Annotated in this window: 9 protein-coding genes; 7 read left to right on the top strand and 2 right to left on the bottom strand. The window is 72.6% G+C overall.

All coding sequences use genetic code 11. The features are described from left to right. The first annotated feature begins 237 nt into the window (after positions 1-237). The 4 genes from OG698_RS20505 to sucD all read left to right on the top strand — a co-directional run bounded on the left by OG698_RS20505 (position 238) and on the right by sucD (position 5038). Positions 238-900, top strand: coding sequence for a hypothetical protein (locus OG698_RS20505; RefSeq protein WP_406104567.1), 663 nt, complete (start codon positions 238-240; stop codon positions 898-900). Positions 901-1047: 147 nt separating this feature from the next. Continuing rightward, positions 1048-2433 carry a hypothetical protein gene (locus OG698_RS20500; RefSeq protein WP_406104566.1) on the top strand — a complete coding sequence of 462 codons (1386 nt, stop codon included), beginning with the start codon at positions 1048-1050 and terminating at the stop codon, positions 2431-2433. Positions 2434-2953: 520 nt separating this feature from the next. After that, a complete protein-coding gene (gene sucC, locus OG698_RS20495; RefSeq protein ID WP_326774459.1) occupies positions 2954-4135 on the top strand; it encodes an ADP-forming succinate--CoA ligase subunit beta in 1182 nt (393 codons plus the stop codon). Positions 4136-4156: 21 nt separating this feature from the next. After that, positions 4157-5038 carry a succinate--CoA ligase subunit alpha gene (sucD, locus tag OG698_RS20490; protein WP_100594802.1) on the top strand — a complete coding sequence of 294 codons (882 nt, stop codon included), beginning with the start codon at positions 4157-4159 and terminating at the stop codon, positions 5036-5038. 141 nt (positions 5039-5179) lie between these two features. Here the strand turns inward: sucD and OG698_RS20485 are convergent, their stop codons facing one another. After that, on the bottom strand, positions 5180-6376 hold the full coding sequence (locus tag OG698_RS20485) for a helix-turn-helix domain-containing protein (protein ID WP_406104564.1): 1197 nt from the start codon (positions 6374-6376) through the stop codon (positions 5180-5182). A 122-nt stretch (positions 6377-6498) separates the two neighbouring features. On the opposite strand from OG698_RS20485, the gene OG698_RS20480 reads away from it, so the two are divergent. Continuing rightward, entirely contained in the window at positions 6499-8232 is a 1734-nt protein-coding gene (locus OG698_RS20480) for a DUF6350 family protein (RefSeq protein ID WP_406111186.1), read from the top strand. Here the strand turns inward: OG698_RS20480 and OG698_RS20475 are convergent. Next, positions 8229-9026 carry a hypothetical protein gene (locus OG698_RS20475; RefSeq protein WP_406104562.1) on the bottom strand — a complete coding sequence of 266 codons (798 nt, stop codon included), beginning with the start codon at positions 9024-9026 and terminating at the stop codon, positions 8229-8231. The two genes, OG698_RS20480 and OG698_RS20475, sit on opposite strands and share 4 nt — an antisense overlap. A gap of 212 nt (positions 9027-9238) precedes the next feature. Between OG698_RS20475 and purN the strand changes: the two genes are divergently transcribed. Both purN and purH read left to right on the top strand, forming a co-directional pair. Next, positions 9239-9904: a phosphoribosylglycinamide formyltransferase gene (gene purN / locus OG698_RS20470; RefSeq protein WP_100594959.1), complete on the top strand. Its 666-nt coding sequence runs from the start codon at positions 9239-9241 to the stop codon at positions 9902-9904. Then, positions 9901-11463, top strand: coding sequence for a bifunctional phosphoribosylaminoimidazolecarboxamide formyltransferase/IMP cyclohydrolase (gene purH / locus OG698_RS20465; protein ID WP_406104560.1), 1563 nt, complete (start codon positions 9901-9903; stop codon positions 11461-11463). The genes purN and purH overlap by 4 nt, the downstream gene beginning before the upstream one ends. The last annotated feature ends 213 nt before the right edge of the window (positions 11464-11676 follow it).

The raw sequence follows: 11676 nt of genomic DNA, 5'->3' as shown, positions 1-11676 counted from the left end.
CTGAACGTGGCGCTCCGGGTGATGTTCCTTGCGGGGGGCCTGATCGTGTTCGGCCTGCTGTGCGGGGGAAGGGCGCATGCGGCGGAGGGAGTTCTGCCGCCGACGGAGGCCACGGGCGAGCAGGCGGTTCACGCAACCGCTCAGACACCGGTTCACGCACCCGTCCCCGCGCAGGCGGCGCACCGCACGTCTCCCGCCGGCGGTTCCCGAGCAGTCGGGGCCGTGCGGGAGCAAGCCGTGGAGCCCGCCCGGAATCGCGTGGTCGAGCCCGTCCGGACCCACGTGACCGAGCCGGTCCGCACTCAGGTCGCCGCACCCGTCGTACGAGGAGTACGCGACGTGCGGGGAACGGTCCAGGGAGCGGTGCGGGAAGAGGTCCGGGAAGTGGGGGAGTTCGCCGGAGAGCTCGTCGGCGGGCTCGCCGCCGAGGCTCCGCCGCAGTTCCTGCCGGGTCCGCCGTCGATGCCGGGGCTGCCCGGCGTCCCGGGGCAGATCGGCGCCCCCGGTGCCCCCGGCCAGCCCGGGAACGGCGCCCACACGGCACCGGTTCCGAGCGCCGGAGCCCATGCGGCCGCCGGGCACAGCGACGGCGCAAGGCCCGGCAAGCGAGAGGCAGCCGTGCCCGTGGGCGACGTGTTCGCCTCGGCAGGCGGCCACGCCGTACCCGCGCGAACCCCGGCCACAAAGACGGCCGGCAGCCCGGCTCCCGCACCCGCGTTCCCGAGTGGCAGCGCGGTCGGTCAGTCGGCGGGGGACGGCAGCACGACGCGGCACTCCGATCTCGCCGCGGCAGCGTTCGGCAGCGGCGGGACGGCCCGGCTGCTGCCCGGCGCGACGGCGTCCTCCCACGCCGCCCCCACCCGCGACAGGCACCGAGAAATCCCCGAATTCCCCGGCTAGGGCAGCCCGTTCCCCGCACGTGACCTGCCGCGCGGGGGCGGCACAGGTCTGCCCGCCGGCCGGACCACTCCGGCCGGACGCCGCCGGCCCACCGCTGGACCTCCAGTGCGGGACCGGACATGAGAATTCGAAGGATCTGACGCAAGCATGAACAAGAACATCCGCCGTTCCATCGTGATAGCCGCCGGCGTCTCCGGTGCGTGGGCGCTCGGCTCCGCCGTCGCCAGCGCCGACGAAATGCCCGCCCACTCCGTGGCGGTCCCGGACCTGGCCGGTGACGTGGTCGCCGATGTCCAGGGCACGGTCTCCCACGTCCAGGGCACCGTCGACGACGTCACCCGTGGCACCGTCGGCTCGGTCACCGGCAAGGCCCAGGACACCGTGGCGGGCGTGACCGGCCAGACCCGGACGACCGCCTCCGGCGCGGTCTCCAACGTCTCCGGAACCGTCTCCGGCACCGCCGCCAAGGCCGCGCCCCAGGCCGGTCCCGCCGTCGCCGGGGCCCAGGGCGCGGTCCGCCACACCGACGCCCGGGTCGAGGCCGTCGCCGCGCACGCCAAGCAGCAGGCCCGGACCTACGTCGAGGGTGTCACCGACGTCGCCGACACCGCCCGCACCGCCGCCGCCCGCGCCGCACACGCCCGCACCGCCGGGGTCCCGAACGTGTCGGCCGACGCCGTCGCGCAGAACGCCGGCGCCCGGGCGGGAGCCGTACAGGACGGCGCCACGCAGGAGATCGACTACCTGTTCGGCCCCCTGTCCGCGTTCGCCCCCGACGTCGACCGCACGGTGACCGGGGCGCAGGGCCACGTCCAGGGCGCCACCACCCAGGTCCAGGGCATCGCCGCCCAGGCGTACGGCACCGCGGCGCAGGTCCCGGGCTACGCCCAGAACGTCCCGGCCACCGCCTCCGGCACCGTCGGCGGAGTGACCACGGCCGCCGGTCCCGTCGTCGACGAGACCTCCGCCGCGGTGCTTCCTCCCATCGCCGCGACCGCCGTGCACGGCGTGGTCCCGGTCGCCGGCCAGGCGGTCGGTGACGTCGGCACGCTCGCGGGCGGTGCGGTCGGCGACGTGACGCCGTTCGCCGGTGGTGTCGTCAGCCACGTCACGCCGTTCGCGGACGGGGTCGTGGGCCAGGTCCAGCCCTTCGCGCAGTCGGTCGTCGCGGACGACGTGCAGCCGTTCGCGGGCGGGGTCGTCGGCGCGGTCCAGCCCCTCGTGCAGGCCGTGTACGACCAGGTGCAGCCGGTCGTGCAGGGCGTCGGCGGCAGCGCGGAGTACCTGGCGCAGGGCGTCGTGGGCGACGTGACGCCGTTCGCCGGTGGTGTGGTCGGCGACGTGACGCCGTTCGCGGGCGGGGTCGTCGGTGAGGTCTCGCCGTTCGCGCAGAACCTGACCGGCACGGTCGGCGCCGACGCGCAGCCGCTCGCCGGGAACGCGGTCCAGGGCGTCCAGGGCGTGGCCGCCTCGGTCGCCCCGAGCTACCTGACGAACGCCACGGGCGCCGCCGCCAACGGCATCGGTGTCTGAGGCGCCGCAGAGGCTCTCCGTCCGAAGTCCGTATCTGCGGTCCGTATCTGTGGTCCGTCCGGCGCAACCGCGGAACGCGTCGGCGGACTGAAGCGGACTGAAAACGTCGTCTGCGGGCAGCCGGGGACCGGAGTGACAAGCCGGGCCCGGCCCGGCAGATGGCGGCGGGTGGTCCCCATTGGGGTGAGGATCACCCGCCCGGGCCCTTCCCGGCCCGGCGGCAGGGCTCTCCAGGTCCTCCCACCGGGTCTTTCGGGGGCTCTCAGGGGCCCCACCGGGCGCACCCCAGGCCGGTGGGGCCCCGATCTGTGACTGTTATCACCGCCCATGTGCGATCTGCGATTTAGGGACCCCGGGTGAGCGGCGATAACCTGCGAGACGGACATGCCGCGTACCGGACTCCGTCCTACGCCTCCCCTGTGACAGCGCAGTCACGTTGCCCTTCGCGGCACGCCCACGCAGACAGCTGACCACAAAGCAGCGAGATCGCAGCGAGATCACGGAAAAGGGACGGACGCGCGTGGACCTGTTCGAGTACCAGGCGAGGGACCTCTTCGCCAAGCACGGTGTACCGGTGCTGGCCGGTGAAGTCATCGACACGCCTGAGGCGGCGCGCGAGGCCACCGAGCGACTGGGCGGCAAGTCGGTCGTCAAGGCGCAGGTGAAGGTCGGCGGCCGTGGCAAGGCAGGCGGCGTCAAGCTCGCCGCCACCCCGGACGAGGCCGTCGCCCGCGCGACGGACATCCTCGGGATGGACATCAAGGGCCACACGGTCCACAAGGTGATGATCGCCGAGACCGCTCCGGAGATCCTCGAGGAGTACTACGTCTCGTACCTCCTCGACCGCACCAACCGCACCTTCCTCGCCATGGCGTCCGTCCAGGGCGGCGTGGAGATCGAGGTCGTCGCGGAGGAGAACCCCGACGCCCTCGCGAAGGTGCCGGTCGACGCCAACGAGGGCGTCTCCAAGGAGAAGGCCCAGGAGATCGTCGCCCAGGCGAAGTTCCCGGCCGAGGTCGCCGACCAGGTCGCCGACATCCTCGTCACCCTGTGGGACACCTTCATCAAGGAGGACGCCCTCCTCGTCGAGGTGAACCCGCTCGCCAAGGTCGCCTCCGGCAAGGTCATCGCCCTTGACGGCAAGGTCTCCCTCGACGAGAACGCCGACTTCCGCCAGCCCGAGCACGAGGCGCTCGAGGACAAGGACGCAGCCAACCCGCTCGAGGCTGCTGCCAAGGCCAAGAACCTCAACTACGTCAAGCTCGACGGCGAGGTCGGCATCATCGGTAACGGTGCCGGTCTGGTCATGTCGACCCTGGACGTCGTCGCGTACGCCGGTGAGAACCACGGCAACGTGAAGCCGGCCAACTTCCTCGACATCGGCGGCGGCGCGTCCGCCCAGGTGATGGCGAACGGCCTGGAGATCATCCTCGGCGACCCGGACGTCAAGTCCGTGTTCGTCAACGTCTTCGGCGGCATCACCGCCTGCGACGAGGTCGCCAACGGCATCGTGCAGGCCCTGGCGCTCCTCGCCGACAAGGGCGAAGAGGTCACCAAGCCGCTGGTCGTGCGACTCGACGGCAACAACGCGGAGCTGGGTCGCAAGATCCTCAGCGACGCCAACCACCCGCTCGTCCAGCGTGTGGACACCATGGACGGCGCGGCCGACAAGGCCGCCGAGCTCGCCGCGGCTGCGAAGTAAGGAAGAGGGACTCAGACCACCATGGCTATCTTCCTCACCAAGGACAGCAAGGTCATCGTCCAGGGCATGACCGGTGCCACGGGCATGAAGCACACCAAGCTCATGCTCGGTGACGGCACGAACATCGTCGGCGGCGTGAACCCGCGCAAGGCCGGCACCTCCGTCGACTTCGACGGCACCGAGGTCCCGGTCTTCGGCACGGTCAAGGAGGCCATGGAGAAGACGGGCGCCAACGTCTCCGTTCTCTTCGTGCCGCCGGCCTTCTCCAAGGCCGCCGTCGTCGAGGCGATCGACGCCGAGATCCCCCTCGCTGTCGTGATCACCGAGGGCATCGCCGTCCACGACTCCGCCGCCTTCTGGGCGTACGCGAAGTCGAAGGGCAACAAGACCCGCATCATCGGCCCGAACTGCCCCGGTCTCATCACCCCGGGCCAGTCGAACGCCGGCATCATCCCGGGCGACATCACGAAGCCGGGCCGCATCGGCCTGGTCTCGAAGTCCGGCACGCTGACGTACCAGATGATGTACGAGCTCCGTGACCTCGGCTTCTCGTCCGCCGTCGGCATCGGTGGCGACCCGGTTATCGGTACGACGCACATCGACGCCCTCGAGGCGTTCGAGGCCGACCCCGACACCGACCTGATCGTCATGATCGGCGAGATCGGCGGCGACGCCGAGGAGCGTGCGGCGGACTACATCGCCAAGCACGTCACCAAGCCGGTCGTCGGCTACGTCGCGGGCTTCACCGCCCCCGAGGGCAAGACGATGGGTCACGCGGGCGCGATCGTGTCCGGCTCTTCTGGCACCGCACAGGCCAAGAAGGAGGCCCTCGAGGCCGCCGGCGTGAAGGTCGGCAAGACGCCGACCGAGACCGCCAAGCTGGCGCGCGAGCTGCTCTCGTAGTTCCGCCACCTGCCTGACATCAGTGGGCCCGCACCCTTTCGGGGGTGCGGGCCCACTGTCGTTGCGTCTGTACGGGAACCCTGTGAGGGAACCACGTGCGGGAAGCGCGTCCGGGGGCCCGTCCGGGAAGCCCGTCGGGGCTCAGTCGGTCGCGGGGACGAGGCGGTGGGGGCTGTTCTGCGTCGACTTGTGCAGCTTGTCGCGCAGCTTCTTGTCCGCCTGCGTGAGCGGTCCCGACCCCGTCCGCGGCGGCACTCCGGTGATCATTGAGCCGGGGGCGGGGATCGGTTCGTAACGGGTCGGCGCGGTGCGCAGCGTGAGGGCCGTCGCGCCGACGATCAGGACGGTGAAGGCGATGGCCGAGCGGGTCCAGAAGCGGGTCCGGCGCTCGCCCTCCGTGCGGACCAGGGTCGACTTGGGGGCCTGGAGCTTCTCGGCGCCCGCGAGTTCGGTCAGGCGCCGGTGGAGCTGGTCGGGTACGGCGAGGGCGGGCAGCTGCTCGGCCACGGCCTCCCGCGCGTGGAGCAGTCGATTCGCCGCAGCGGGCGTGGTGGCCTCCGTCTCGGCGGCGGTCTCGGGCAGATCGAGCCCGACCCCGTCGTAGAGCAGCAGGGTGCGGCGGTACGAGGACGGCAGGCTCAGGAGTGCGTCGAGCAGCGCGCGGTGGTCGGCGTCGGCGGGCGGCGCCTCGGGGTGCCGGTGGCTCGGGCGGAGCCGGTGCCAGGGCGACATGGCGTACTCGTAGGCGGCGGCCCTGACCCAGCCGACGGGATCGCGGTCCACGGCGACCTCGGGCCAGCGCTGCCAGGCGACCTGGAAGGCGCGCTCCACGGACTCCCTGGCGAGGGTGCGGCGGCCGGTGAGGAGGTAGGCCTGGCGGACCAGGCCCGGGGCCGCGTGGGTGTAGAGCCGGTCGAAGGCCTTGGTGGCGTCGTTCGGGGACTGCGCCGGGCTCGGGCTCCCGCCCGCCTCGGCTGTGGCCGCGGGCCGCCCCCACCGTCCGCCGCGCTCCTGGCCCCGGTCGAGCGGGGCGGAGTCCCGGCGTCCGACGGAGCGTCTGGTCCGGGCGGGGGCCGTCGTGGCGGTGGCTGCTGCCTTGGCGGTGACTGTTGCCTTGGCGGCCGGCGCTTGTCTCTCCGCCTCGATGTCCGCCAGGAACGTCGCGTACGCCTCCCCCTTGCGGCCCCTCGGGGCGGTCCGGCCGGATTCCCAGGACCGGATCGTTTCCCGGGTGACGCCCACTTGCGCGGCGACCTGAGCCTGAGTCAGGGACTTCGTTTCGCGGAGTTTGCGGCGCTCGTCGGGGGCCGGCAGCGGGGAGGCGGGGCTCTGCGTCATAGGGGACTCCACACACCCTTTCGCGTGAATAAGTACATAAACGTATCTTGAGCGACACATCCGGTCTTCGCCTGTTACGCGAATAAAGCGTGCGTCGTTGGGAGCATGGCCGCGTGACCCAAATGACCGACCGTGGCCCGTCGTTGCCGCTCCTGCTCTCCCGCGTGCGTGACCGCTCCCCGGGGCCCGCCGCCTGCCTGTTCGGCGGGGTCGTCGCGGCCGGCCTCGGACTCGGCTCGTCCGCCGTGCTCGTCATGATGCTGTGGATCAGCTCGCCCTACCCGGACAGCGGTCCCGGCGGGGCCCTGCACGCCGCCGCCGCGCTGTGGCTCCTCGCGCACGGCGCCGAGGTCGTCAGGACGGACACGCTCTCGGGGACCCCGGCGCCGATCGGCGTCGCGCCACTGCTCCTTCTGGTGATTCCGGTGTGGCTGCTGCACCGCGCGGCACGTGACGCGGTGGAGGGCGCGGACGACGGGGACGCGCCGCAGACGGCCTGGCGGACCGCATGGTGCGGGGTCGTGATCGGGTATCTGCTGGTGGGCGGCGGCGCCGCGTTCTACGCGTCGGCCGGTGAGCTGCGGCCGTCCTGGCCGAGCGTCACCGCGCATCTGACCGTCGTCGCCGTGGCCGCCGCGGGCGCCGGTGTCTGGACGGCCCACGGCCGCCCGCGCATCCCGGTTCCCGCGCTCCCGCGCCATCGTCTCGACGCCGTCCAGGACGGCGAGCGCGAGGTGTTCGTACGCCGTCTGTTGCCGGTCGCCGCGCGGGCCGCGGCCGCCGGGGCGCTCGTGCTCGTGGCGGGCGGCGCGCTGGTCGTGGCGGCGTCGACGGTGTGGCACGCCGAGGCGGTGCGGCATTCGTTCGAGCAGCTCACGGACGTGTGGTCGGGACGGGCCGCGGTGCTCCTGCTGGCCGCCGCGCTGGTGCCGAACGCGGCGGTATGGGGCGCCGCGTACGCGCTCGGTCCCGGCTTCGCGCTCGGCGGGGGGAGTGTGGCCGGGCCGCTCGGGGTGTCGTCGGGGCCGCTGCTGCCCGCCTTCCCGCTGCTCGCGGCGGTGCCGGAGCCGGGCCCCGGGGCGCCGCTCAACTGGTCGGCGGGGGCGGTGCCGGTCATGGCCGGGCTGACGGTGGCGTGGTTCGTGGCGGGGGCGGCGGCGCCCCGGCACGGGGAGCGGGACGCGGCGTGGTCGCGGGGGCGTACGGCGATGGCGGCGGGCGTCGCGGCGGTGCTGTGCGGGCTCGCCTTCGCGGGGCTCGCGGTGGCGGCCGGCGGTCCGATGGGCGTCGCGGGGCTCGCGGAGTTCGGGCCCGTGGGGTGGCTGACGGGGCTCGCGGCGGCGGGGTGGACGACGCTGGTGGGGGTGCCGGTGACAGTGGGGCTGCGGGCGTGGCGGGTCAGGGTGCCGCGCGATGAGCGGGTCGGCGAAACGGGCGAGGAACGGGCCGGGAAAGCGGCTGAGGAGCGAGCTGAGGAGCGGGCCGAGGAATCCCTCGAGGAGCGGGCCCCGTCGTGGTGGCGGCGCCCCCGGATCCCGTCGCCGAGGAACTGGCTGCCGCGACGGCGCCGGGAGGGGGCGGCGCAGGCCGGGCAGGCCCCGTCGGGCGACGCCGCGTTCGAGCTGTACGACTTCTTTCCCGCGGACCCGTTCTCCGCCGACCCCTTCTCCGTGGACCCCTTCCCGGACGGGCCCGTCCGGGTGGGCGACGCCTGGCCGGGCGGATCCACGAGGGAAGCGCGCTGGGCAGCGCTCAAGGAGGCGTCCGACACGAGCCGGGACACGGAACCGGAGGCGGGCGCGAACAGGGACCCGGGCGCGGCCCCCGAAGAGCCCCGCCCGCTGGACACTCCCTAGTCGCGCGTGCCGAGCAGTGTGCGCAGTTCCTTCGGGAGCTTGTCGTTGCACGCCTTCTGAGACGCACTGGTCAGCGCGTCGTTCACGCACGTGTAGTAGTCGCTGTAGACCAGCTGGGCCGTGAACGTGGCGGCGACCAGGGCCAGGGCGAGGGAGCCGGTGACCAGGCCGCTGACGGCCGCCGTGGTCTGCGGTCTCGAACCGGCGGCGGGACCGGTGGGCGCCGGGGCGTCCGGGTTCGGTGTGCGGGGCTTGGCGCGCAGGGCGGTGATGCCCCAGTACAGGGCGAGCGCGCCGAGCAGCAGAGCCACGTAAGGCCAGCTGAACAGGGCGAAGAAGAAGCCCCACATGCCGGAGAGCAGTGCGTAGCGAGCGCGGCGCTGGGCCGGGTCCGTCGGGTCCCAGCGCATGCCGGAACCGGGCCCCTGGGGGCCTTCGGGTCCGCCCTGACCGCCCGGACCGCCGCCCTGGCCGGGACGGTCGCCGAAGCGGCCGCCCTGGGCGCGGCCCGGCTGCCGGTCGCTCCACTGACCGCCCCACGGGTTCCGGTCCCCGCCCGACCCGTCGCCCTGACCGTCCTGACCGCCCTCGGGGCGGCGCGGCTGCCACGGGCGGTCGGGCGCGCCCTCCGGCGGTGGCGCGAACGGGTTGTCGTCCTCGGAAGGCTTGGACGGCTTGGAGGAATCGGGGGACTGGGGCGGTGTGTCCTGGGGCGGAGGAGGCGTGGGACGGCCTTCGCGCAACAGGGTCGAGCCGGCGGGCAGCAGCGGCAGGCGGAGGCTTCGGTCCGGCATCAGGTGTGCGTCTTCCCCTAGATCGATCGTGGCGCGGCTGCGGGCGAGCCCGTTCTGAAGTGAACGTCCCGCAAGCGGGCGGCGTTCCTTCGGTGGCGAATCCGCCACAGACGCTACCTTCCGGCCGCGCCCCCGTCCCGTGGGGGCCGCTCCATGTGCCGGTATCGTTGCTGACGGTCGACCGCTTCGTAGAGTTCCCCGTATCGGGAACCATGAAGCCTTTGTGCGACCCTACAAACGCACTCCCGAGAAAGGCCCTCGCTGTGGCCAAGCGGCTCGTCGTGCTGGTCTCCGGATCAGGCACGAACCTGCAGGCTCTGCTCGACGCCCTCGCGGCCGAGGGCGCGGAGGGTTACGGCGCCGAGATCGTGGCCGTCGGCGCCGACCGTGACTCCATCGCCGGGCTCGAGCGCGCCGAGCGCGCCGGGCTGCCCACCTTCGTCTGCCGGGTGAAGGACTTCGCCACCCGCGAGGAGTGGGACCGGGCGCTCGCCGAGGCCACGGCGGCGTACGAGCCGGACCTCGTGGTCTCGGCCGGGTTCATGAAGATCGTGGGCAAGGAGTTCCTCGCCCGGTTCGGCGGGCGGTTCGTGAACACGCACCCCGCCCTGCTCCCCAGTTTTCCCGGAGCCCATGGCGTGCGCGACGCGCTCGCGTACGGCGCCAAGGTCACCGGATGCACCGTCCACTTCGTCGACGACGGCGTCGACACCGGTCCGATCATCGCCCAGGGCGTGGTCGAGGTCCGGGACGAGGACGACGCGAGCGCTCTGCACGAGCGCATCAAGGAAGTCGAGCGCAGGCTGCTCGTCGATGTCGTGGGGCGTCTGGCCCGCAACGGCTATCGCATTGAGGGACGAAAGGTAGTTATCCAGTGACCGCCGAGAGCAACAAGCGGCCCATTCGCCGGGCGCTCGTCAGCGTCTACGACAAGACCGGTCTGGAAGACCTCGCGCGCGGGCTGCACGAGGCGGGCGTGGAGCTGGTGTCGACCGGCTCGACCGCTGCGAAGATCGCCGCCGCCGGGGTGCCCGTCACCAAGGTCGAGGAGCTCACGGGCTTCCCCGAGTGCCTCGACGGGCGCGTCAAGACTCTGCACCCGAAGATCCACGCGGGCATCCTCGCCGACCTGCGCCTGGCGGACCACCGGCGCCAGCTCGACGAGCTCGGCGTGGAGCCCTTCCAGCTCGTCGTCGTGAACCTGTACCCCTTCAAGGAGACCGTCGCCTCGGGCGCCACTCCCGACGAGTGCGTCGAGCAGATCGACATCGGCGGCCCCTCGATGGTGCGCGCCGCCGCCAAGAACCACCCGTCGGTGGCCGTCGTCACCAGCCCCGCCCGGTACGCCGACGTCCTCTCGGCCGTTCGCGACGGCGGCTTCGACCTGACCGCCCGCAAGCGCCTCGCCGGCGAGGCCTTCCAGCACACGGCGGCGTACGACGTCGCGGTCGCGTCCTGGTTCGCCGACGGCTACGCGGCCGCCGACGAGAGCGGCCTCCCCGAGTTCCTCGGCGCGACGTACGGGCGCAAGAACGTCCTGCGCTACGGCGAGAACCCGCACCAGGCCGCCGCCCTCTACGTCGACGGCACCGGCGGTCTCGCGGAGGCCGAGCAGCTGCACGGCAAGGAGATGTCGTACAACAACTACACGGACACGGACGCCGCGCGCCGTGCCGCGTACGACCACGACGACCCGTGCGTCGCGATCATCAAGCACGCCAACCCGTGCGGCATCGCGGTCGCGTCGAGCGTCGCCGAGGCGCACCGCAAGGCGCACGCCTGTGACCCGATGTCCGCGTTCGGCGGCGTCATCGCCGTCAACCGGCCGGTGACGAAGGAGATGGCCGAGCAGGTCGCGGACATCTTCACCGAGGTCATCGTCGCGCCCGAGTACGAGGACGGCGCGCTCGAGGCCCTCACCAAGAAGAAGAACATCCGCGTGCTGCGCGCCCACCGGGGCCCGGCGGCGGTCGTCGAGACGAAGCAGATCGACGGCGGCGCGCTCCTCCAGGTCACCGACCGCGTCCAGGCCGACGGAGACAACCCGGCGAGCTGGACCCTCGCGACGGGCGACGCGCTGTCCCCGGGCGAGCTCGACGAGCTGGCGTTCGCCTGGAAGGCGTGCCGCGCGGTGAAGAGCAACGCGATCCTGCTGGCCAAGGACGGCGCCTCGGTCGGCGTCGGCATGGGCCAGGTCAACCGCGTCGACTCCTGCAAGCTGGCCGTGGAGCGGGCCGGCGAGGAGCGGGCGCGAGGTTCGTTCGCCGCGTCGGACGCGTTCTTCCCGTTCCCGGACGGGCCGCAGATCCTGATCGACGCCGGTGTGAAGGCGATCGTCCAGCCCGGCGGTTCCATCCGTGACGAGCAGGTCGTCGAGGCCGCGAAGAAGGCGGGCGTGACGATGTACTTCACCGGCACGCGCCACTTCTTCCACTAGGTCTCAGCGAGCGGCACACCACCGCGGGCCGTGCCTTCCCCCGTGAAGGCACGGCCCGCGGTCGTTTTCCGTGACCTGTCGGCCCGTGGCTGTCAGGCTTACCTGTTTCCTCTGGGATCCGTAGTGATGTGTCGTGGGCCGGCGTCATGCCATGTGTCCATGAGCGGTCTCGGTGTCGTACGTGGGTGCGTAGATCGAATGCGTGACCTTTCT

The sequence above is a fragment of the Streptomyces sp. NBC_01003 genome (assembly GCF_045162695.1).
Classification (GTDB): Bacteria; Actinomycetota; Actinomycetes; order Streptomycetales; family Streptomycetaceae; genus Streptomyces.
The sequence above is the reverse complement of the archived record's forward strand: the minus strand, read 5'-3'. Positions and strand labels throughout refer to the sequence as shown.

What these genes read in the sequence shown, in the direction of transcription:
- OG698_RS20480 (WP_406111186.1), top strand. Translation starts at nt 6,499, where the DNA reads ATGACCGACCGTGGCCCGTCGTTGCCGCTCCTGCTCTCCCGCGTGCGT.
- OG698_RS20485 (WP_406104564.1), bottom strand. Translation starts at nt 6,376, where the DNA reads ATGACGCAGAGCCCCGCCTCCCCGCTGCCGGCCCCCGACGAGCGCCGC.
- sucD (WP_100594802.1), top strand. Translation starts at nt 4,157, where the DNA reads ATGGCTATCTTCCTCACCAAGGACAGCAAGGTCATCGTCCAGGGCATG.
- purN (WP_100594959.1), top strand. Translation starts at nt 9,239, where the DNA reads ATGAAGCCTTTGTGCGACCCTACAAACGCACTCCCGAGAAAGGCCCTC.
- OG698_RS20475 (WP_406104562.1), bottom strand. Translation starts at nt 9,026, where the DNA reads ATGCCGGACCGAAGCCTCCGCCTGCCGCTGCTGCCCGCCGGCTCGACC.
- OG698_RS20500 (WP_406104566.1), top strand. Translation starts at nt 1,048, where the DNA reads ATGAACAAGAACATCCGCCGTTCCATCGTGATAGCCGCCGGCGTCTCC.